Below are 22302 nucleotides of genomic sequence, written 5' to 3' on the forward strand. Positions count from 1 at the left end.
TTGTAGTTTAATGAAATGTGTAGCATGATTTTGTAACAAAAAATACTTTTTAAAACATACAACCACTTTTCTTGCTTTATAAAAAAGTGGTTGTATAAAATTGTATATGAATTTAAACATTTCATGGATATGACTTTTGCTTTAAGGCTACTTTTTAATTCATGTAGTTTGTGATGTTTATTTCCCCTAAAATGAAGCTTGAAATCAATATTCATCTCTCGTTACAAACTCTTCAATCATCAAATTTAATTGATCCGATATTTCTATCAACAAACTTCTATATTAAATACCTCGTACAACATAATAGCACCTAATGCAGTAATTCCTTCATAAAGCATTATAATGCTTTTTATTAAAATCTTTCCTTAATTTAAGCCTAATATCCCCCTGATGTGTGTTAGTAAGTATTGTTGTGTTAAAATTTTGACAAAAACTATTAATTTATTCGTTTATTTTATGAAGATTTGCTCCTTCTTTTAACGATTAAAGGATTAAATATATTAGAAAGTTTTAATAAAATTAAAACTCTATTTTCTTGGAAGTAGGAAATAAAAAATTTATAGGAATTAGACTAAAGTCTTAAAACGAAAGGAGACTAATCATACTTTCGTATCACTTCATTTTCGTTCCAATTATTGATTCGAATATTTTTGTTTTTTATTAAAATATTGGTAAAGAAATAATTACATAAAAAAAGGAGTGGGAATATGAATAATTATATTTGTACTACATGTGGAGTACAGTATCCCGAAAATGAAGAAGCACCTTCTCGTTGTAAAATTTGTAATGAGGAAAGACAATATGTTAATCCAATTGGGCAGTCATGGACAACATTAGAAACAATGCAAAATAGCAATTTATACAAAAACGAAATAATAAAAGAAGAAAGCGGTTTGTATAGCATTACTACTAAACCTAAATTTGCGATTGGACAAACAGCATTTTTAATACAAAGTAAAACTCTAAATGTTATGTGGGATTGCATTAGTTATTTAGATGATAAAACGATACAACGTATATATGATTTAGGTGGTATTCAAGCAATAGCACTTTCTCATCCACATTATTATTCTACACAAGTTAAATGGGCAGAAACATTCAATGTACCTATTTATATTCATGAAGATGATAAAGAGTGGGTGGTTCGTCCGAGTAAGCAAATTAAATTTTGGTCTGGGGAGCATCTTTTGTTATCGGAAGAACTTATATTACATCGCTTAGGAGGCCATTTTAAGGGCGGGACTGTTATACATTGGAAAGACGGTAATGAAGGGAAAGGTATTTTGTTATCAGGTGATATTATACAAGTAGTTTCGGATCAAAAATGGGTAAGTTTTATGTATAGTTATCCCAATCTTATTCCATTACCAGCGAATAAAGTTAGAGATATGGCAGAGAAAGTAAAAGATATCCAATTTAGTCGACTATATAATGCATTTCATGGTGTGGTGGAAGATGCAAATAAAGCTGTACAAAGATCTGCTGATCGGTATATAAAGGCCCTGCAAGGAGAACTATTTCATACGTAATAGCTTGTATTTCATCTCTACATTTATATAACTAATTTTATATGAATTTTATACGAAAGTCCTATTGTTTATTAACTTATAGGTCTTTCAACTTAGGAAGCTCACACTAATGAGGGATGTTAAAGGGAATATATGTAACCTATACTAATTACTATAAAGCTTTGGAAAATGAAAAGGAGGAGATTTGCATGAAGAATTGGGTTCAATTTAGAATTGCAAGACCAACAGATAGATTTGAAGAAGTGATAAGTTTTTATGAAACAGGATTAGGATTAAAACGTATAGGGGAATTTCACAATCATGAAGGATATGACGGGGTTATGTTTGGTTTACCAGATGAAGAATATCATTTGGAGTTTACTACACATGTTAATGGAAGTCCATGTCCGGCACCGACAAAAGATAATTTACTAGTTTTTTATATGCCTAATAAAGGTGAAATTGAAAAGATAGTGAATCGATTAAGTAATATGGGCTATCATGAGGTGGAACCAGAAAACCCGTATTGGATAGAGAAAGGAACCACAATAGAGGATCCAGATGGTTGGAGAATTGTGCTTATGAATGCATCTGAATAAAGAAACTATTATTATATGAAATAGAGTGTAACAAAATGATTTAGACATAAATCCCTACAGTGTTTGTAGGGATTTTTATATAAGAAAATCTTATTGAGAGAGTTATTAAAATGTAGAAAGATTTTGGCTAAGAGCAAATGTAATAAACATAATTTATGAAGGAGGTATAAAAGTATGATAGTAAAACATTTTAAAGAGTTTTCTAAACATGTTGGAAATACACCTCTCATGAAATTAGAATGCGAAGAAACGAAGAACCTTTCTATCTATGCTAAATGTGAATGGCATAATCCTACAGGATCAATTAAGGATAGGGCCGCACTTGGAATGATTAATAAATATTTACAAGAAGCGGACAAAAAACAAAATATTTTAGAGTATAGTGGTGGAAGCTTAGCGAGGTCAATTGGGTGTATTTGTAATTGTTTAGGGATTGAATGCACGTTAGTGTTAAGTTCTGCAACTGGTCAATCTCTATTAAATAAACTCAAATATTATGGTGCTAACGTAATCTTAGTTGATAAATGTAAGGGGTTTTACGCAGTAATTGAGAAGGCAATAGAGATTAGCAAACAAAATCCAGAATTATACTTTTTATTCCAACATTATAATAATGCAAATATAGTAAGTCATATTGAAGGTACAGGGCGAGAAATTATTGCACAAATGATTGGAAAACCAATACATGCATGGGTAGCATCTGCTGGTACTGGTGGAACTCTAATGGGAGGCTATACAGCAATAAAGAATTATACAAAAAATGTTGAACTACATTTAGTAATGCCTGCTGAATTGCCTTATGCTTCGGAACAACCACCAAATGATTTAAAGAAATATGCTGGATCAGGTGGGTTCGGCTTAGGAAGGAAACAACATTTCATAGAACAGGAAGAAAATTTGATAGAAAAACAATGGACTTATTCATATGAAGATACCCTGTATGAAATGGCACGTTTTTACAAAGATACTGGTATAAAAATAGGAACTTCTGCGGCAGCGAATTTATTAGCTGCTAAACAAATTGGGAAAGAAAAAGGTGCGAATTTTAATGTAGTTACAGTTTTTCCGGACGCAGGGTCAATAGAAGAGTGGTCAGATGTAAAAAAATTAGTTGAAAAATAGGGGATAGACCAAATGATAGAGAGGACCATCAAAAAACTGTATGTTTAACTGGTACAGTTTTTTGATGGTGTGGCTGTGTAATGTTTAGAAATTTCACATACCGTATTTTAAAAATAAATATAGGAAAACCAAAAAGTAATGTAGAATATATCGTGCATACATGTATAAAGTCAACATAAAAGATAAAGAGGTGGGTATATGTTTCTTGAGGAAGTAATGCAGCAACTAGAGAAATATGGAACAGAACAAAATCGTAAAACGTATAAAAACCACGGAGCGAAAGAGCCACTATTCGGAGTTAGTTTTGCGAATTTAAAATTGTTAAAAAAGAAGCTAAAAAAAGATCATGATTTAGCAGTTGAATTGTGGGAAACAAAAAATATGGACGCAATGACATTAGCAACTTATATTTTAGATCCGAAGAAAATAACGACAGAACAGCTTAATAGTTGGGTTCAGGATGTTGATTATTACTGTTTAATGGATCTTCTTATGACATCTATATGTACTTCGCCAATTGCAATAGAAAGAATGGAAGAGTGGACAAAGTTTAATGATGAATGGATTGGAAGAGCTGGCTGGTCTTTATTAGCAAATATAGCGATTAAAAATAAAGCGTTACATGATGATTTCTTCTCCCCGTACTTAGAAGAGATTAAAGAAAATATACATAATGAAAAAAATAGAAAAAAAGAAGCGATGAATAGTGCTTTAATCGCAATAGGAATTCGTAATGAAGACTTAGAGCGACAAACGATTGGAATTGCGCGTGAAATTGGAAAAGTAGAGGTTGATCACGGTGCGACATCATGTAAAACACCAGATGCAGAAAGCTATATAAAAAAAGCGAGAGAAAGAGCTGAAAAAAAGAAAGTGAAATAAGAAAAGAGGAACGGTTATGAAACCAATTGAAGCAGCACAAAACATAATTACATCACAATTTCCGAATTGTGATGTAGCTTTACTCGGCGGAAGCGTTGCACGAGGAGAAGCGACGAAAACATCTGACCTTGATATTGTAATAGTCGATCAAAGTTTAACTTCTTGTTATAGAGAATCTTTCTATAGTAATGGATGGCCTGTTGAGGTGTTTGTTCATAATTTTGAAACATATAAAACCTTTTTCAAAATGGATTGTGATCGAGGGAGACCTTCGTTACCACAATTAGTTTCAGAAGGGATTGCATTAAAAGGGGAAAAGGAAATTGTTGAGAAATTAAAAAAAGAAGCGAATGGTTTACTACATAAAGGACCAGATAAATGGACGGAAGAAACGATTAAGCAGAAGCGATATTTTATTACGGATACTTTAGATGACTTTATTGGTGCAACGAAAAGAGAAGAAGAATTGTTTATCGCTAATCTATTAGCGGATTTAGTACATGAATATGTATTAAGAGTAAATGGTAGGTGGCTTGGGAGTTCAAAATGGTTCATTAGAGTGCTAAGAAGGTATGATGAGCAATATGCAAACAAATTTGTAGCCGCTTTTGATCATTTTTATAAAACGGGAGAGAAAAATGAATTAATTCATTTTATAGAAAAGACGTTAGAACAGTATGGTGGAAGAGTGTTCGAAGGATTTTCTATTGGTAAATAAAAAGGGGAGAGAAAAATGAATGTACCATATGTTCAATTAAGAGAATTGACATTAGATGATGTAGAAGATCGCTATCAATGGTCATTAGATAGAGATGTAACAAAGCATTTAGTCGTACCAGATCAATATCCTCCGTTCACTCGTGAAGATACGAGAAACTGGATTGAAGCTTGTATAAGCCGAAAAAATGGTTATGAACAAAGGGCAATTGTTACTGAGAAAGGTATACATATTGGATGGGTAGACCTTAAAAATTTTGATAAAACAAATAAAAATGCAGAACTAGGAATTGCGATTGGAAATAAAGACTATTGGGGTAAAGGATTTGGAATGGCAGCTCTAAACAGCATGTTACATATAGGTTTTTCCCAGTTTGAATTGGAGAAAATTTGGTTACGTGTAGATGAAGATAATACACAAGCTAAAAAGAGTTATGAACATGCCGGATTTGTATGTGAAGGGTTAATGAGAAATGATCGATTGAGACAGGGGAAGTTCATTCATCGCTATCGTTACAGTATATTAAAAGAAGAGTATGAATTAAAAAATAATAACCTATAAAAATATTATGTAAATGAAAAAGGGGAAGATAAAATGATTCGATTACTTACAAAAGCGGATGCAAAACAATATTGGGAGTTACGTTTACAAGCACTACAAGTAAACCCAGAAGCATTTGTAACGACTTATGAAGAAGCAGTACGTCAAGAAAACCCTCTTGAACGCGTTGCTAGTAATCTTTCATCTAACAGTAGTTTTACATTTGGTGCTTTTAATAATGAAAATCGTTTAGTTGGGGTTGTTACTTTATTAACAGAAGAAAAGGATGCATATAAGCATAAAGGGCATATCGTTGCAATGTATGTAGATACTGAAAATCGAAGAAGTGGTCTTGCACGTGATTTAATACGTAAAGCAATTGAAAGGGCAAAAGAGATGAAGCTAGAGCAATTGAACTTAGGGGTTGTGTCAACGAACGAACCAGCCAAACGATTATATGAATCAATGGGATTTAAAACGTACGGAATTGAAAAAAGGGCTATAAAAATGAATGGTGTGTATAGTGATGATGAACATATGGTGTTGTTCTTTTAAGAGAGGAAGTTTAGCATGAAAGATCTCCATTTAGAAAGAAATATGGACCTTCAAGTAGCGATTTTGTATGCGACGGTTGCTGATACGTTTAATAGATTGCAAAGGTTAGTAGAAGGTACTGAAGAGAACGAACTATCCTATAAAGGGTCTGAAAATAATGAAAATAGTATTGGGCAGTTACTTCAGCATTTAGCAGTTGTCGATTTACATTGGGTGTATCGTTTCAAGGGAGAAGATGTTCCAACAACATTTGAAAATAAATATGGTCCTATGTTGAATGAAGTAGGAGAAATGCCGAGTTTAAGAAAATACACGTTGCAAGAGTTAATGCAAGATTATGAAGCAGTGCAAAAATTGTTTCATGAAGAATGTATGAAACTAACAGAAACTGATTTAACGCGGGAAGTTTTGTATGAAAAAGGGGAAACTGCGACTATAAGATGGGGAATTTGGCATATAGCAGATCATAATCGATATCATCAAGCACATATAAGTCGATTGAGGAAATTATATAGAGCTAGATTACATACAAGTTAAAGATTGTGAATTTTAATTATATTTATTTTGTTGTATAGTATTAGGGAGAAACTAAACAAGGGGTTTTACAATGAAAGCAATTGTTATAGGGATACTGGCATCATTTTTCTTTGCCTTTACCTTTGTTTTAAACCGGGCAATGGACTTAGAAGGTGGAAGCTGGATTTGGAGTGCATCATTACGGTATTATTTTATGGTTCCAATGCTATTACTTATTGTTATGTATAGAGGGAACTTAAAGCAACTCTTTCAATATATGAAAAACAATCCGAAAGAATGGTTAGTATGGAGTATCGTTGGATTTGGTCTCTTTTATGCACCGCTTAGTTTTGCTGGAGCGTTCGGACCAGGTTGGCTTGTTGCATCAACATGGCAAATTACAATCGTTGCAGGGATTTTGTTAACACCATTTTTTGCGGTGGATCCACTACATAAAAAACTTCCGATGAAGGAATTAGTTATGTCGGGTATTATTTTATTTGGTGTTGTTCTCATGCAAGTAGAACATGCTTCTTCATTAGGTATTCGTGAAACCGTTTTATGTGTAGTTCCTGTACTTATTGCAGCATTTGCGTATCCTCTTGGAAATCGAAAAATGATGCAAGTTTGTAAAGGGGAATTAGATGTATTTCAGCGAGTACTCAGTATGACATTAGCAAGTTTACCATTTTGGTTTTTATTATCTGGTTACGAAGTATCAACTGGCGGATTACCGTCAAGTAGCCAAGTTTTTCAATGTTTTATTGTAGCAGTTAGTTCGGGGTTAATCGCGACAGTATTATTTTTCTTTGCAACAGATCTTGTGAAAGATGATCCACAAAAACTAGCAACAGTGGAAGCGACGCAGTCTGGTGAAGTTTTATTTGCGCTAGTAGGAGAGCTGATCTGGTTATCTGCACCAATTCCGTCATCATTATCTTGGATTGGTATGAGTCTCGTTATTATTGGGATGATACTTCATAGTTATGTAGCTGTCGTTGTAAAAAAAGAAGAAAAAATAACGGCGTAATGAGACTAGCTCTTTTTATTAAGAGCTAGTATTTTTTCGTAGAAAGGGATGAAAGTATGAATTTACAACTTGTTGAACAACTTGAAAAAGATTCAATATTAAATGTGCTACAATATGCCGTCGGTCCAAATGAAATAAGCTTAAAGAAAGCAGTATTACTTTATCAAAATAATAAAGGGACTTTGTACAAATATGAAGAAAAAGCTTGTATAGGTATAGAAGTAATCGGAGCAACTAAAGCACGAGTATGTCATATAGCAGTGGATCCAGATTATCGTCAAAAAGGAATTGCACTGCAAATGATTAAAGAGGTTGTAAGAATATATCAATTGACTTATATAGAAGCAGAGACAGACGATGGGGCGGTAGAATTTTATAAAAGAATTGGTTTTCGAGTTAAAAGTTTAGGAGAAAAATATAAGGAAATCGAAAGATTTCATTGTTATTTGGAAAAATAGTATAAAAATATGCATATGGAGTATAGTCTGAAAAAATAAGATCTACATTTTTCTTCATTTCAAAAAACTCTCGTTCATCATTATCTACGATTTTAATAGAGTTTTGAGTCTTCAGTATAATAATATACATATTTTTGTAGTAATGAATATGATTAAGTTAAAAATTAAGAAAAATATGATAATATATTTATATAAAAGTTTAAATTTACATGGCTAGTGGGGGAACCAATATGAAAATGAATGATATAGTAGCAAGTACAAAATTTCCAAATACAATCGAAACAATAACAAAAGATTTAAAAGCATTAGGAATCGAAAAAGGAATGACAATTATCGTTCATTCATCACTAAGTTCTATCGGGTGGATATCTGGTGGTGCGGTTGCCGTAGTAGAAGCATTAATGAAAGTTGTTACGGAAGAAGGAACGATAATAATGCCAACGCAATCTTCGGATTTATCCGATCCGAAACATTGGTCAAGACCACCTGTACCGGAAGACTGGTGGCAAATTATCCGAGATAACGTCCCGGCATTTGATTCACGTATAACCCCAACAAGGGGAATGGGTGAAATAGTTGAATGTTTTCGTACATATCCGAATGTAGTACGTAGTAATCATCCGTTAGGAAGTTTTGCTGCATGGGGAAAACATGCAGTAGAAATAACAATGAACCATTCGTTATCAATGAGCTTTGGAGAAGAATCTCCATTAAGAAAAATATATGATTTAGACGGGTACGTATTATTAATTGGTGTTGGATATGATTCCAATACGTCTGTTCATTTATCCGAGGTGCGTACTGGTGCATGTGAGTTAATACAAGTAGGAGCACCTATTATAGAAAACGGTGAGAGAGTGTGGAAAGAGTTTGTTGAAATGGATTACGAATCTGAGAAGTTTGTTGAAATTGGTGTTGAGTTTGAGCGAAAAGGAACTGTAAAAAATGGGAAGATAGGGAATGCAACGTGTCGTCTAATGAAACAGCGTGATATAGTTGACTTTGGAACAGAATGGTTTCGTAAGAAAAATTAGTAAGGGATGGTTACAATGAAAGGGAAAAAGGTATTAATTACGAGCGGTGGTTGTCTAGAAAAATGGGATCAAGTACGCGGGCATACGAATATGGCTAAAGGTACAATCGGAAGGATAATCGCAGAAGAACTTCTAGCTAAAGGGGCACATGTTATATATTTACACGGTTATTTTGCGGAGAAACCGAGCGATGTACATAGAGGGTTAGAATTACATCCATTTGAAGGGATTGTTGATTTACAAGATAAAATGAAAAGTATCATCACACATGAAAAGGTTGATGCGGTTATTATGGCAGCGGCTGGATCAGATTGGATTGTGGAGAAGATCTGTGATCAAGATGGTAATGTTCTTAATATGAACGGAAAAATTTCAAGTGATATTGCACCGATTATTCACTTTCAAAAGGCTCCAAAAGTATTAAAACAAATAAAAGAATGGGACCCAGAAACAGTACTTATTGGTTTTAAACTTGAAAGTGATTTAAATGAAGAAGAACTGTTTGAAAGAGCGAAAAATAGAATGAAAGAAGCAAGGGCGAATGTAATGATTGCGAATTCACCACATTCTTTATATTCGCGCGGAGCTGTGCATTATGTAATTGGACAAGATGGTAAAGGGAAGTTGTGTAATGGGAAAGATGAAACAGCGAAAGAAATTGTCAAAAGCTTAGAGGTATTATGTAATCGTGTCACTGCTTTTTAAAATTAAGTTTTTAGATAAGAATGAATCCGCATAGTAATAAGTAAGCGAAACTTTAATTGGTGGGAATTTTACTTTTACACGAATGTGAAGCGTATATCAATCAAGAGCTATACACAGAATAATTGGTGAGGAGTGGATTCTATGGAACATTTATTAAAGCAAGCTATTAAACTTAGAAACGAAAAGAAATATGCGCAGTCTAAAGAGATGCTTATAGGATTAACAAACTTTACAAAGGATGCAGAAGTACTGTATCAGTGTGCGTGGATACATGATGTAATGGGGCTAGAAACAGAAGCAGTTCCGTATTATGAGCAGGCAATCGCAAATGGACTTGATGGCGAATCCCTTTGCGGTGCTTATATTGGTCTAGGAAGTACATATCGTTGTATAGGGGAATATGAAAAGGCAATTACAGTATTAGAAGCTGGGGTGAAAAAATTCCCAGAGAACGATCCGATGAAAGTATTTTTATCATTAGCAAAATATAACGTAAACGATCACGAGTCAGCGATGAAATTATTACTTGAAACTGTCGTGAAAGTAGAGGAAGTAAAAGAATTTGAACGTGCCATTTCATTTTATAAAGACCACTTAAATGAGGTTTTTAAATAAAGGAGTGAACGTATGAATGTTACACTATCGCGAAGGCGAAAAGGTATTTGGATTGGACTCGTCTCTTTAATTATGCTATCAAACTATTTATTGTATGCTCTTCCAATAGTACCAGCTGCGCCGAAAGAAGTTGTACTTGGGTCATTATTAGATTGCATGTTTGTCATTCCAATCATCACGTATTTCTTCATTATTCGAAAAAGGTACTCGTTAACGTATATAGTTCCTGTTGTAATAGCTGGTTATATTTTTGCAAGATTTATTATTCCAAGTGACTATTTACAAGATTTTTCATACGTTTCTTATATTATAGTTGCAGGAGAAATTGCTTTTGTATGTTTAGAGTTATTCCTTCTATATAAAATTGTTAGAAAGCTTCCTACCATAATAAAAAAATATAAAGAATATAAAAGTGAGTACTCTTCATTTTCTTATGCAATTGATGCTGCGTTTGACGCTACTATGAAAAGAAATAAATTAATAGATATCATTGTAACGGAGTGTAAGTTAATCTATTATGCATTTTTATCGTGGCGTGAAAAAGTACCAGAAGGTGAATACGTATACTCATATCACAAAAAGACTGGTGCAATAGGTGTATATATCATGATCATCCATGCGACCTTAATAGAAAGTATTGGTTTTCATTATTTGCTACACCAGTGGAATCCAGTAATAGCATGGATTTTACTTATTTTAAATGTATACGCGATGATTTATTTTATAGCTGAAATACAAGCGATGCGTAAAAATCCACTTATCGTAACAGAAGAACAAGTAATCATTCAAATTGGATTAGGAAAGAAAATTGTTATATCATTTACACAAATTGATAATATTGCGTTCTACAAGGATGAATTGCTAACGGCAAAAGAAGGGAAACAGGTATTGGATGCAACTGTTATGGAGTTCATAAAAGAACCTGCTACTTTTGAAATAACATTAAAAGAGCCAGTGAAAGCACAGTTGTTATATGGATTTTCTAAAACAGTAAGTCGTGTGCACTTAAATGTTGATGAAGAACGAAAATTTTATGATGCGGTTAAGGAAAAGTTAAAACATGAGTAATAGTGCTGTTAGTTACATAAAAACAAATAAACTTCCGTTAGAAGTGAAAAACTCTTTCTAAATAAGAAGGAGTTTTTCTTGTATAAATCATTATATAAAAAACTATATACTTCTTTATCACTATATAAATGGATATAATTGAGGATAGAACTAGTGTAAGGGGAAACAAAATAATGAATAAGTTACTTACATCGAAAAGTGAAATTATAGAAAGAAAAATCCGGTATAACTCAACAATAGTAGATCACAATTGTTTATTACTTGAAAAGCAATCACAAAGTATCGTTTTATTTCACGAGGTGCAGTATTCATTTACAATGACTGCAAATGATACTAAGTTAACAATCCCAAAAGGGAGTTATACAATCGCATATTACTGGAAAGATTGTCCGTACAATTTATACGTATGGAGAGATATAAAAGGGAAGTATTTAGGTTCCTATTTTAATATCGTAAAAAATACACAAATAAAAGACGAAGTGGTTTCCTTCGAAGATTTAATCATCGATATTATGGTACTTCCAAATGGAGAATACTTCATATTAGATGAGGATGAATTACCAGAACCATTAGGAAATTTCGAAGGTGGTTATGTGAAGGAAGCTCTTTATATATTAATGGATACAATTAAAACGTTCCTTCCAAAAATAATAAAAGGGACTGCTGATATCTTTAAAAATAAATAATGTTCGCTAAAACCCAGTTGACTTATCGGAAATATTTGTATAATATGTACTTAATTCCATAACGTATTGCTGATTGGAGAAACCAAAGGCATTTTATCTGTTGATAAAATGCCTTTGGTTTTTTTATTGCACAAATACTGAATCTGTTCATTTATATGAATCATTTTAAGGAGGGGAAGAAATGACTGTTTCAATTGATGGGGTATCAAAATATTTTTTGAAACAAACTGGTACTGTTCAAGTATTAGAGAATATTAATTTTCAATTAGAGAAAGGGGATTTTGTTACAGTAATTGGTCCGAGTGGGTGTGGAAAAAGTACATTACTAAAAATTGTTGCAGGTCTAGATAATGATTTTGAAGGGGAAGTTGTTATTGACGGGGAGTCTATCTTAAAACCGAGTAAGAAACAAGGTTTTATTTTTCAAGAACATAGGCTTTTTCCATGGTTAACAGTTGAAGAAAATATAGCGGCAGATTTGTCGTTAAAAGATAAGTATGTGAAAGATAAGGTGAGAGAATGGGTTGAAATCGTTCGTTTAGATGGCTTTGAAAAATCGTATCCGAAAGAAATTTCAGGTGGGATGTCACAACGTGTTGCGATAGCGAGAGCGTTATTAAGAGATCCGAATGTATTATTACTTGATGAACCTTTTGGAGCGCTGGATGCTTTTACTCGAAGTCATTTGCAAGAAGTATTGCTAAATATTTGGGAGCAGAAAAAAACAACAATGATATTCGTTACACATGATATAGACGAAGCGATTTATCTTTCAAACCGAATCATCATTATGAGTGCAAAACCAGGGAAAATACATAAAGTGATTGAAAATAATTTGCCTTATCCGCGAAATAAAACTTCTCAATCGTTCCAACAACTTCGAACGAAAGTATTACAGCAGTTTGAATATGGAGGATTGATTCAAACAAGTATATAGGAAAAGGGTGATTTTATATGTATAAAAAATTTAAAGTTCTTTCTTTTGCTTTAGCTATATCAGTATGTTTATTAGGATGCGAAAAAAGTACAGCAAGTAGTAAGAAAGAAGATGTAACAATACAAATTGGTATACAGCAAGGATTAAGCCCGCTATTACTAGCAAAGAAAAAGGGATGGTTTGAAGAGGAGTTTAAAAAAGAAGGAGTTAAAGTGAAATGGACAGAGTTCCAAAGTGGACCTCCTTATTTTGAAGCAATCGCATCAAACCGGTTAGACTTTGGTGAAGTAGGGAATTCTCCGGTCATTTCAGCGCAAGCAGCAGGTATTGGATTTACCGAAATCGCCAATACAAGTTATGCGAGAAAAGGAACTGGAATTCTCGTTCAAAAAGATAGCAAGATTGCGAGTGTAAAGGATTTAAAAGGTAAAAAAATTGCAGTAGCAAAAGGAAGTAGTGCCTTTAATTTATTGTATCGAGCACTTGATAAAGAAGGTATTGATGCAAAAGATGTAAATGTCATTCAATTACAACCAGATGAAGCGCAGCCTGCATTCGAATCAGGATCAGTAGATGCATGGGCGATTTGGGACCCTTTCATATCATTACATACGTTAAATAAAGGTGCGAAGGTGATTGCAGACGGTGAAACATTAAATGTCTCTTCACCAGAATTTTTAATTACGAGGACAAAATTTGCGAAAGAACATCCAGAATTAGTTGAGAAATTCCTCAAAGTTTATGAGAAAGCACGTGTATGGCAAGATGCTAACTTAGATGAAGCAATAAAAGTATACACTTCTGTAAAAAAGATAGATGCAGAGATTGTAAAAGAAGTGTTTAATCACGACAAACCAATTTTAGTTCCGGTAACGAAGGAAATAATAGCAGAACAACAAAAGACAGCGGATTTTCAATATAAGCTCGGTTCTATAAAGAAAGAAATTAAGACGGAAAAAGTTGTAGATAATTCTTTCGTAGAAAAAGCATTGAAAGCGAAGTGAAAAGAGGTTTTGTAAAGTGGAAAATACGAAAGCTGTTATGAAACCAGCGAGTATAACGATTAAGAAAAATGGCATAAAGAAGGTACGAAAGTTAAATGTAAAAGTTTTAGTAAGGGCGATTACTATACCGGTTATTATATTAATAATTTGGCAGTTGGCTGGCGTATTCGGTCTTGTTTCTAAAACAGTTTTACCAACACCATTAGATATTTTTCTAGCTTTCCAAGAGCTTATTAAAACAGGAGAGTTATTCGGCCATTTAAGTATTAGTGTATTCAGGGCTGCGGCTGGTTTCTTTATTGGTGGGGGCTTAGGAATCATTTTAGGAACGATTGTTGGATTTTCAACGAGAAGTGAGCAATATTTAGACCCATCTGTGCAAATGTTAAGAACTGTACCTCATTTAGCTGTTGCGCCGCTTTTCGTATTATGGTTCGGTTTTGGTGAAACATCGAAAGTGCTATTAATTGCAGATGGTGCATTTTTTCCTTTATACGTAAACGCATTTTTAGGTATTAGAGGTGTGGATTCAAAGTTATTTGATGTTGCGAGAGTGTTAGAGTTTAGCAAAAGAAAACTAATTACGAAACTAATTTTACCATCTGCATTGCCTAACCTTTTACTAGGAGCAAGGTTATCGTTAGGTGTTGCATGGGTGAGTTTAGTAGTAGCAGAACTTATGGGATCTACAGAAGGTATTGGTTATATGATTATGGATGCAAGGCAATTTTCAAATACAGATATCGTATTTGTCGGCATAATTATCTTTGCATTTGTTGGGAAGTTTTCTGACTCTCTAGTACGTTTATTAGAAGTGAAGTTTTTAAGATGGCGAGATAATTTTAAAGGTGAGACTAGGAATTAACATATAAATTATTAGGGGTAATTTATATAGAATTTGTTAGTATACGTTTCAAAATAAATAAGGGGTGTGTAAAGGTATGGAATTATTATGGTTTATTCCGGCTTATGGAGATGGTCGATATTTAGGAACGACAAAACGAGGAAGAGCAGCTGAATATGGTTATTATAAGCAAGTTGCTGCGGCAGCTGATTATTTAGGATATACGGGTGTTTTACTTCCAACTGGTCAAGGATGTGAAGACCCTTGGGTGTTAGCTTCAGCTCTTGCTGCTGAAACAGAAAAACTAAAATTTTTAGTAGCAGTGAGACCAGGACTAATGTCACCTACAGTTGCAGCGAGGATGGCATCTACATTTGATAGAATTTCAGATGGGAGACTACTTATTAATGTAGTAGCTGGAGGAGATCCAGTTGAACTACAAGGAGATGGATTATATCTTGAGCATGATGAAAGATATGAAGCAGCGGATGAATTTTTAAAAGTTTGGAAATCGACATTGCAAGGTGAAACGATTTCTTTAGAAGGAAAACATATTCAAGTTACAGATAGTAAAGTTGTATTCCCGCCAGTTCAAACACCATATCCTCCTATATATTTCGGAGGATCATCAGCTGCTGGAAAAGAAGTAGCAGCTGAACATAGTGATGTATATTTAACGTGGGGAGAGCCACCAGAGCAAGTGAAAGAGAAAATAGAAGAAGTAAGAAAACTTGCAGAAGAGAAGGGCCGTACAGTACGATTTGGCATTAGATTACACGTAATTGTAAGAGGAACAGAAGAAGAAGCGTGGGAAGAGGCAGAACGTTTAATTCAATATGTGGATAATGAAACAATTGAGCTTGCTCAAAAGACATTTGCAAGATATGATTCGGTTGGTCAAAAGAGGATGACACATTTAAATAAAGGTACGAGAGAGTCGTTAGAGATAAGCCCTAATTTATGGGCTGGAATCGGACTTGTAAGAGGTGGGGCAGGTACTGCACTTGTAGGCAATCCACATACAGTAGCAGAAAGGATAAAAGAATATGAATCGTTAGGAATTGATACGTTTGTTTTATCAGGATATCCGCATTTAGAAGAAGCGTATGAAGTGGCAGAATTGTTATTCCCATTATTGAAAAACGAGAAGAAAGAAGAAAATAAAATGGTTGGTGAAATGATTGCTGATGCATATGCATTAAAAAAATAGTGAGAAATAAAGTTTCACCTATTTATTGCTTTATTTTGTTTACTGCCTGTTAATACGGGATAAAAAACCCGCAAGTTATTCGCTTGCGGGTTTTCATCGTAAATTATTAGAAAATATGGTAAAATTAAAGGGTAACTTAAGGTGCGGTTGGTTGTTCAATTATCACTTCTCCGAGTAGGAGGGGGGTGATAATACGTGAGTGAAATAGCGTTGCTACTGCAAGGTGGACTGTTTCTCGTTGCATTGTTAACGTTCGTCGTCGTTTTAATAGACAAGCTCAAAAAATAACAACCCACCTATGCTTATAGAATGTGGGTTGTTTTGTTTGTAAGAAACAAATAGGATAAATGAACAATCCAATCTGCTAAGTTACGTGGACTAGTGTGTAGCCGCACACTAGTCTTTTTTATTTATATACAATTTATAATTGGTTTATGTGATTGTATTGTTCTTTTCATACTCATTATAACACAGTGTCTTTTCATCAAGAAAGGAGACCGTATGTTCTGGTTTCTGTTATATAGTAGGTGCTTTTTCTTTAAACAGCCCATCCATATACTGTTTTAAACTTTGGACATAAAATTTCTGCGTATTCACATTATTTACACCGACAATCGGCGATGGAAGGTCAAATCTTTTTTCTGATAAATGAACGACAACATCAAAGATATCAAACAAACGAATGAAGCAAAACAGGCCGTCTTTATCGCTAAGTAAAATAAAGTAATGATTTTCACTACTTGTATTTAGCGTATTCCATAAAGAACTTTTGCTTAAATCACGTACAATGCTTTTTTCTTTTAGTTCCACGAAATCTGCATTGGAGAGAATGGTAGAAATATCAATTGCATCTTGATCTTCAAAGTAGCCGTCAACTGCTTGTACAGCGAATGTATAAGCCATTTTTAATACACTCATTTTATATTTACGGTTATCTAATAGTAATTCACGTTGAATAGAACTCGCTACTTTCGTTACACGTTCCTCTTTCCAAATTTCATTATGTAAGGAAATATCGTGCTTTTTACATAGTTTCATAATTAATGCATTAGAATAAAGAATCTCGTCGCTTACTTCGACAACATCAGTCTCAGCAGCCGCAAGTTCCTCACCGTGCTCATTCGTATAGAGTGGGGAATCAATTTGTCTTTTCATTTGTTCAATCTTAAATTGACTCAATTTATGCCTAATTAAAGGGCGATCGATATTTGTTGTCATTTGTTCATGACAAGTATCACAAATTGAGTTTGTGAAATAATATCCACATAATATTTCTGGAATGACATATTGTTCACTAAGTTCTTTCGTATCTTTTCTGCAAATGATGCATTGTGTCATTTTTATCACCTTTACCTGCAAATTTGTATGTAATCTCATTGTAGTGTATTTATCGGTATTTTGGAATATTGTAAAGGAAAATATTATGTGAAATTCATACTTATTTTGGTACAATGAAGAGAAGTGCTAGTTTAAAGGAGGCCGTTTTTTTGAAATCAAAAGTGCACTTTTGGACATTAGAAGTGCTAATGGTTGTAGGAATCATATTTATTTGCACAAAAATATCATTTTTATTTCAACCGATTGGTATCTTCATATCAACATTATTTTTCCCAATCTTAATCGCGCTTTTTTTATACTTCATATTTAATCCTGTATTAATCTTTTTGGAGAATAAAAAAGTACCTAGAAATTTAGCGATATTACTGTTATATCTTTTTATCATAACATTAACTGCGGTTGGCGTTGGAGTAGTTGTTCCTACGATTTCACAACAGCTAATGGACTTAGTAAAAAATATGCCAGGCTACATAAAAGAGGGAAAAGTATACATACAAGAATTATCACATCATAGGTTGTTTGAATGGTTATCTACACAAAACTACGTTTCCATTGAAACAATTGAAAAAAATGCAATTGAATACTTAAAAGATATACCAAATACAATTACGTCGAGTGCAACGGCTTTATTTGGTATTATCACGAACGTTGCATTAGTTGTATTTACTGTACCGTTCATTTTATTTTACATGTTTAAAGATGGACATGCCTTTCCAGGAAAAGCGGTAAGTTTATTACCAGAGTCTTACCGTGAAGAGGGGCTTCGTATCATTAAGGAAACGAACGAAACATTATCTGCATATATTCAAGGACAAGCGCTCGTTTGTATATTTGTAGGTGCGTTTACATTTATCGGTTATTTAATTATCGATTTACCGTACGCTTTCGTTTTAGGAATTATTGCAGCATTTACAAACATCATTCCTAACTTAGGGCCATTTATTGGGGCAGCGCCAGCTGTTATTGTAGGACTGTTCGTATCTCCGATGCAAGCATTGTACGTAATTATTATCGTAACAATTGTACAACAGTTTGAAAGTAATATTATTTCACCACGTATTATGAGCTCGAAATTAAACATCCACCCATTAACAATTATTATCCTAATTTTAGGGGTAGGTAACTTTGCTGGAATCATCGGAATGATTTTAGCAGTACCAGTTTATGCAGTAACAAAAACAGTTGTTTCGAACTTAGTGAGATTGTTTAAGACGAAGAGAAGTAATCGGAATTAGTAAAACCTGAGAAAGATACACCGCTTTTTAAGTGGTGTATCTTTTGTTTATAAAAAATAATTAAAAGTGGGTTGATTTGATTTTATTATATATTTTTTATACATCAAATTCAGTGATGAACTTGTGTGATATAAGGCTCTATAAAACTATGTGGAATCCCTCTGAACTATCCAAATCATTTCCTTACAGCGCGCTATCAACATCAAAATCGACTCCTTTCAATTCTATATAGTTAAACGATTAAAGGTGAGTGTAGTATTTGCTTCTACGATCTCGAATTTCATTAATAACTTGTTTATATTGTCTTTCTTGTTTTAATTCATTTTGAGATATTGTTTCTTTTTGAATCGTAATCGTTAAAAAGAAAAGGTGAAACTTCATATGTGAATTCCTCCTTTCGAATTGGAATTACAGATGACTACAGTAATGACTTTGTCTTTCTTTTACAGAATCCATAGCCTGATTAATTTGTCGTTCATGAAGCATTTCAGACTCAGAAAATTTATTTTTTTGAATGGTAATGGTTAAAAAGAATACTTTAAATTTCATTGGATAATTACCCCTTTATAAGTGATTTAGAAAAGACGAGTGTAATAAGAAGATTGGCGCTCTTTTACTTCGTCCATAATGTTTTGGATGTGTTGCTCACGTAAAATCTCTTTCTGTGAAAGCTTACGTTTTTGAATGGTGATTGTTAAAAAGAATGCTTTAAATTTCATGAATATATTACCCCTTTAAAATATATTTTTAATACATTTGAGTGTAGTATGAACTTTTAATGTCAGTTATTTTATCAGTCAGTTGTTTTAACTGTTGTTTACGAATGGTTTCAGTTTCAGATAAAGTATTTTTTTGAAGCACAGTCGTAAAAAAGAAAATATGAAAAGTCATAAATGAATTCCTCCTTTCGAAAAGGAATTACAGGTGATCACAGTAAAGTGCTTGGCGCTCCTTAACATCATTCATAGCTTTTTCAATTTGCTCATTATGAAGAATTTCATCTTTGGAAATTGTATTTCTTTGAATCGTAATACTTAAAAACAATACGCTAATAGTCATTGAATGTTGCTCCTTTCTTAGAAAAATAATGTAAGAGACTAAAAAAACCGCGCAAAAAAACCACAGGAAGATACAGTTCTCCTATGGCGGGGCGTGAAAAAGCCACAGGAAAGTATACGACCTCCTGTGGCGAATTTATGAATTAAATGAAATAAAGTACGATTTTCAATTCTCCATTAGGGTGGTCGAATTCATATTTAATTGTCCAGAAAACACAGGTGCAGTTAACGCTAAAGTTAATGCATGTAATTGTAATTTCATCATTTCCTTCGACCTCCTTTTAGAATTTTTTTCTTACGTTAGTAAGTATATACAATTAATGGATAATTGTAAACATAAAAAATGAAAATTTTTAATTTTGATTAAAATGCGTATATTTAAAAAGGGATTTGAAAGTAAATATTGTAATTAACGAAATATCGATAAAAATGGGGGATGCTAAATGAAATATATGCATCATAACATAATCGTTATGCTAACAATTTTTTTATTCATTACGGCTTGTTCTAACGGAGAAAGAATAAAAGATATATATGATGTTAGGTCAGATGATTTTAAGAAATATACTGGGACATACGTTGGTAATAATTCAGATGTGGTTGCAATTATTAATCATTTATCCGGTGGTGGAACAGTTCAAAGTATAAGTTTAGAAAATGAAAATATAAAAGTGAACTATGGTGCAAAAGAGAGTGGAGCTCTTACAGAAGAAATGATTGAGACGTATTGGTTTGATGAGAAAGATACGATGAAGAAGAATTTTCTCTTTAATGCTACCTATCTAGTAATTTTAGTACCAAACGCAAAAGCTTATGAGTTTCAAATAGAAAATAAAAACTTTAAGATAACGAGGGAAGAAATGTTATCAATTTTGCATAGGGAATTCGATGATTTTCCAAAAGAAAAAGATATATGGGATAAAAATAAAGTTATAAAGTTCTTTAACGGCAATGAAGAAAAAATTAAAATGCTTGTGGAAGATAAAGATTTTCGGAAATCTTTATTTGCTAAATATCCAGTAAGCCAGTTGAAATAATGGAGGGGAGAAGATGGAGTTAGTATACAAAATTTCTTATCATAGAATGCAGGATCATTATTACAATTTTTGAAAGAAGATATTCCATACATCCCGCATGTAACAGTCGGAAGAAAAGAAAGTGCCGAATTAGCTGCTGAAGTAGTGAAGGAGATTCCTAGTTTGCATGGGAAGTTAAATTGTGTGATTGATAGAATAAGCGTGGAGCGAATTGGAGAGAACGGGGAATCAATTATTGAATTTGAAGTGCCATTTCTAAAAAGCTGACAAAAGTCAGCTTTTTATTTCGTAGCATGAAGTAATGCACCAATTGCACCGCTATTACCACCATCTTGTAAAAAGATTGGTGTTTTATTTTGATATTCGGTGTAGCTACTAATAATATGTTGAAGTTGTATGTTATTACATAAAGTTGAACCAATATAAATAATGTGTTCAATGTCTTTTGTTTCGGCGAATTGAAGGCTTAGTGCAGTAACGACTTCACCGACAAGTCCTTGCACAGTAGCTAGTATATCGGAGCTACTATTATTTGATTCTGTAATGGCTGCTTTTCCGAAGTTGCTAGCAGTTAAGTTATTATCGATAGGGGAAAGAATACCACCATAAATATCTCCAACCGTAATATCTAGTTCTTTTCTAGAGCCTACTTTTGTTAGAGGGATTACATCTTCAAAATGATCTATATTTGTTAACAATTTTGAAAGTCCCATAATAGTCCCACCGCCAACTCCGGTTCCACCAGCGCGAATATATTGTTCATTATAAACGTAATGGATAGAAGTACCTGTACCGATATTGGTTAAAATAAAATTGCGTATAGCATGTTTTTCTTCTTTTAATATGTATTGGACACCTGCAAGAGTAGCTTTAAATTCGTTTAGCTCTACTATTTTATATGAACTTGTAAGCAGTTGCTGTAATAGTTTCGATTTACCACCCGTAATACATATTTGTTTTATGCCATTGTTGCTTTTAATCCAATCTATTATTTTATGTTGTTCATGCGAATAAAATTTTTCAAAAGTTAATAGCTTTTTTTCGTTAAAATAAGCTATTTTCGTTAATGTGCCTCCAGCATCGATACCGATAGTACGTTCCATTTCCCTACTCCTAACTACGTAATATATTTTCTTATTTATTTAATTGGTTGAGAATAGATATTTCCAACTAATATAAGGAACACTTTAATCTGCTTGATATATTAATAGTTTTTCTATAGTTAAAATAGGCTGGTCGTTTACAGTTGCAATACCTTTACCAAGAATAAAACCTCGGCGATTGCGCGTTAGCTCATAATGTAAATCAAGTTTATCACCGGGATATGCTTTTCCGTGGAATTCAACTCCATCTAAAGAGGAGAGAAATCCTAGTCCTTCAGAATCACTTGTATGTATAAATGCACTAAGCTGAGCAAGTGCTTCTACAATTAACATATGAGGCATATGTTTGTGACTATCGTTTATAAACCATTCGTTATTTGTAATGAGTTTATATCCTGTAACGAATTCATCTTGTTTTACATTTATTACTTTATCAATCATTAAAAATGGATAACGATGGGGAAGTGTGTCTTTAATATGCATATGAAAGTACCTCCAAT

30 protein-coding genes and 1 pseudogene are annotated in these 22302 nt (G+C 33.2%); 23 read left to right on the top strand and 8 right to left on the bottom strand.

Translation table 11 applies throughout. The features are described 5' to 3' along the window. The first annotated feature begins 707 nt into the window (after nucleotides 1-707). From ASE54_RS12415 to ASE54_RS36875, 20 genes are all read left to right on the top strand, one after another. Nucleotides 708-1529 carry a hypothetical protein gene (locus ASE54_RS12415; RefSeq protein WP_001067271.1) on the top strand — a complete coding sequence of 274 codons (822 nt, stop codon included), beginning with the start codon at nucleotides 708-710 and terminating at the stop codon, nucleotides 1527-1529. Between the two features lie 188 nt (nucleotides 1530-1717). Next, nucleotides 1718-2107, top strand: a complete 390-nt coding sequence (locus tag ASE54_RS12420) for a VOC family protein (protein ID WP_000800678.1) — start codon at nucleotides 1718-1720, stop codon at nucleotides 2105-2107. Nucleotides 2108-2281: 174 nt separating this feature from the next. Further along, on the top strand, nucleotides 2282-3229 hold the full coding sequence (locus ASE54_RS12425) for a pyridoxal-phosphate dependent enzyme (protein WP_000635842.1): 948 nt from the start codon (nucleotides 2282-2284) through the stop codon (nucleotides 3227-3229). Between the two features lie 198 nt (nucleotides 3230-3427). After that, nucleotides 3428-4111: a DNA alkylation repair protein gene (locus ASE54_RS12430; RefSeq protein ID WP_000478212.1), complete on the top strand. Its 684-nt coding sequence runs from the start codon at nucleotides 3428-3430 to the stop codon at nucleotides 4109-4111. 16 nt (nucleotides 4112-4127) lie between these two features. Then, nucleotides 4128-4829 carry a nucleotidyltransferase domain-containing protein gene (locus ASE54_RS12435; RefSeq protein ID WP_000802430.1) on the top strand — a complete coding sequence of 234 codons (702 nt, stop codon included), beginning with the start codon at nucleotides 4128-4130 and terminating at the stop codon, nucleotides 4827-4829. A gap of 15 nt (nucleotides 4830-4844) precedes the next feature. Next, nucleotides 4845-5390: a GNAT family protein gene (locus ASE54_RS12440; protein WP_001102493.1), complete on the top strand. Its 546-nt coding sequence runs from the start codon at nucleotides 4845-4847 to the stop codon at nucleotides 5388-5390. Nucleotides 5391-5423: 33 nt separating this feature from the next. After that, nucleotides 5424-5924, top strand: coding sequence for a GNAT family N-acetyltransferase (locus ASE54_RS12445; RefSeq protein WP_000620322.1), 501 nt, complete (start codon nucleotides 5424-5426; stop codon nucleotides 5922-5924). A 15-nt stretch (nucleotides 5925-5939) separates the two neighbouring features. After that, nucleotides 5940-6461 carry a DinB family protein gene (locus tag ASE54_RS12450; protein WP_000653847.1) on the top strand — a complete coding sequence of 174 codons (522 nt, stop codon included), beginning with the start codon at nucleotides 5940-5942 and terminating at the stop codon, nucleotides 6459-6461. Between the two features lie 70 nt (nucleotides 6462-6531). Continuing rightward, on the top strand, nucleotides 6532-7470 hold the full coding sequence (locus tag ASE54_RS12455) for a multidrug resistance efflux transporter family protein (protein ID WP_000644598.1): 939 nt from the start codon (nucleotides 6532-6534) through the stop codon (nucleotides 7468-7470). Between the two features lie 56 nt (nucleotides 7471-7526). After that, the gene (locus tag ASE54_RS12460; protein ID WP_001053229.1) at nucleotides 7527-7928 is read left to right on the top strand and encodes a GNAT family N-acetyltransferase; all 402 of its coding nucleotides are present in this window, start codon (nucleotides 7527-7529) and stop codon (nucleotides 7926-7928) included. A 236-nt stretch (nucleotides 7929-8164) separates the two neighbouring features. Then, nucleotides 8165-8962, top strand: coding sequence for an AAC(3) family N-acetyltransferase (locus ASE54_RS12465; protein ID WP_127726076.1), 798 nt, complete (start codon nucleotides 8165-8167; stop codon nucleotides 8960-8962). Between the two features lie 15 nt (nucleotides 8963-8977). Then, complete coding sequence (locus ASE54_RS12470; protein ID WP_000676727.1) at nucleotides 8978-9667, top strand: phosphopantothenoylcysteine decarboxylase; 690 nt, start codon at nucleotides 8978-8980, stop codon at nucleotides 9665-9667. Nucleotides 9668-9808: 141 nt separating this feature from the next. After that, nucleotides 9809-10282, top strand: a complete 474-nt coding sequence (locus tag ASE54_RS12475) for a tetratricopeptide repeat protein (protein ID WP_000400637.1) — start codon at nucleotides 9809-9811, stop codon at nucleotides 10280-10282. 12 nt (nucleotides 10283-10294) lie between these two features. Beyond that, complete coding sequence (locus tag ASE54_RS12480; protein WP_001103388.1) at nucleotides 10295-11350, top strand: hypothetical protein; 1056 nt, start codon at nucleotides 10295-10297, stop codon at nucleotides 11348-11350. 173 nt (nucleotides 11351-11523) lie between these two features. After that, nucleotides 11524-12036, top strand: coding sequence for a DUF402 domain-containing protein (locus ASE54_RS12485; RefSeq protein ID WP_001037891.1), 513 nt, complete (start codon nucleotides 11524-11526; stop codon nucleotides 12034-12036). Nucleotides 12037-12217: 181 nt separating this feature from the next. After that, nucleotides 12218-12973: an ABC transporter ATP-binding protein gene (locus ASE54_RS12490; protein WP_000218583.1), complete on the top strand. Its 756-nt coding sequence runs from the start codon at nucleotides 12218-12220 to the stop codon at nucleotides 12971-12973. 17 nt (nucleotides 12974-12990) lie between these two features. Further along, nucleotides 12991-13977 (top strand): aliphatic sulfonate ABC transporter substrate-binding protein, encoded by a 987-nt coding sequence (locus tag ASE54_RS12495; protein ID WP_000276925.1) that lies wholly within the window; start codon nucleotides 12991-12993, stop codon nucleotides 13975-13977. Nucleotides 13978-13993: 16 nt separating this feature from the next. Then, on the top strand, nucleotides 13994-14842 hold the full coding sequence (locus ASE54_RS12500) for an ABC transporter permease (protein ID WP_000432136.1): 849 nt from the start codon (nucleotides 13994-13996) through the stop codon (nucleotides 14840-14842). A 76-nt stretch (nucleotides 14843-14918) separates the two neighbouring features. Further along, nucleotides 14919-16031, top strand: coding sequence for an FMNH2-dependent alkanesulfonate monooxygenase (gene ssuD / locus ASE54_RS12505; protein ID WP_000422254.1), 1113 nt, complete (start codon nucleotides 14919-14921; stop codon nucleotides 16029-16031). Nucleotides 16032-16226: 195 nt separating this feature from the next. After that, nucleotides 16227-16319, top strand: coding sequence for a putative holin-like toxin (locus tag ASE54_RS36875; RefSeq protein WP_001289320.1), 93 nt, complete (start codon nucleotides 16227-16229; stop codon nucleotides 16317-16319). 228 nt (nucleotides 16320-16547) lie between these two features. Here the strand turns inward: ASE54_RS36875 and ASE54_RS12510 are convergent, their stop codons facing one another. Then, nucleotides 16548-17369, bottom strand: coding sequence for an HNH endonuclease (locus ASE54_RS12510; RefSeq protein ID WP_000189714.1), 822 nt, complete (start codon nucleotides 17367-17369; stop codon nucleotides 16548-16550). A gap of 149 nt (nucleotides 17370-17518) precedes the next feature. On the opposite strand from ASE54_RS12510, the gene ASE54_RS12515 reads away from it, so the two are divergent. Beyond that, nucleotides 17519-18604, top strand: coding sequence for an AI-2E family transporter (locus tag ASE54_RS12515; protein ID WP_000837893.1), 1086 nt, complete (start codon nucleotides 17519-17521; stop codon nucleotides 18602-18604). A 240-nt stretch (nucleotides 18605-18844) separates the two neighbouring features. Here the strand turns inward: ASE54_RS12515 and ASE54_RS12520 are convergent, their stop codons facing one another. From ASE54_RS12520 to ASE54_RS12540, 5 genes are read right to left on the bottom strand one after another with little or no spacing between them, the layout of a single operon-like run. After that, a complete protein-coding gene (locus tag ASE54_RS12520) occupies nucleotides 18845-18985 on the bottom strand; it encodes a YrzI family small protein (protein WP_000668498.1) in 141 nt (46 codons plus the stop codon). Nucleotides 18986-19012: 27 nt separating this feature from the next. After that, nucleotides 19013-19153: a YrzI family small protein gene (locus ASE54_RS12525; RefSeq protein ID WP_000669805.1), complete on the bottom strand. Its 141-nt coding sequence runs from the start codon at nucleotides 19151-19153 to the stop codon at nucleotides 19013-19015. 26 nt (nucleotides 19154-19179) lie between these two features. Then, on the bottom strand, nucleotides 19180-19323 hold the full coding sequence (locus ASE54_RS12530; RefSeq protein ID WP_000668963.1) for a YrzI family small protein: 144 nt from the start codon (nucleotides 19321-19323) through the stop codon (nucleotides 19180-19182). Between the two features lie 28 nt (nucleotides 19324-19351). Continuing rightward, entirely contained in the window at nucleotides 19352-19495 is a 144-nt protein-coding gene (locus tag ASE54_RS12535) for a YrzI family small protein (protein WP_000142731.1), read from the bottom strand. Between the two features lie 27 nt (nucleotides 19496-19522). Further along, nucleotides 19523-19663: a YrzI family small protein gene (locus ASE54_RS12540; protein WP_000156193.1), complete on the bottom strand. Its 141-nt coding sequence runs from the start codon at nucleotides 19661-19663 to the stop codon at nucleotides 19523-19525. 442 nt (nucleotides 19664-20105) lie between these two features. Between ASE54_RS12540 and ASE54_RS12545 the strand changes: the two genes are divergently transcribed. Beyond that, complete coding sequence (locus ASE54_RS12545) at nucleotides 20106-20699, top strand: DUF4825 domain-containing protein (RefSeq protein ID WP_000876530.1); 594 nt, start codon at nucleotides 20106-20108, stop codon at nucleotides 20697-20699. A 57-nt stretch (nucleotides 20700-20756) separates the two neighbouring features. Next, nucleotides 20757-20966, top strand: a pseudogene (locus ASE54_RS12550) (2'-5' RNA ligase family protein); the annotation flags it as partial. A 14-nt stretch (nucleotides 20967-20980) separates the two neighbouring features. Here the strand turns inward: ASE54_RS12550 and coaW are convergent. Both coaW and ASE54_RS12560 read right to left on the bottom strand, forming a co-directional pair. Next, complete coding sequence (gene coaW, locus ASE54_RS12555) at nucleotides 20981-21802, bottom strand: type II pantothenate kinase (RefSeq protein WP_000442496.1); 822 nt, start codon at nucleotides 21800-21802, stop codon at nucleotides 20981-20983. A gap of 84 nt (nucleotides 21803-21886) precedes the next feature. Further along, nucleotides 21887-22285 (bottom strand): 3-hydroxyacyl-ACP dehydratase FabZ family protein, encoded by a 399-nt coding sequence (locus ASE54_RS12560; RefSeq protein ID WP_000547637.1) that lies wholly within the window; start codon nucleotides 22283-22285, stop codon nucleotides 21887-21889. Nucleotides 22286-22302: the final 17 nt, after the last annotated feature.

The organism is Bacillus sp. Root131, assembly GCF_001429475.1.
Taxonomy (GTDB): domain Bacteria; phylum Bacillota; class Bacilli; order Bacillales; family Bacillaceae_G; genus Bacillus_A; species Bacillus_A thuringiensis_S.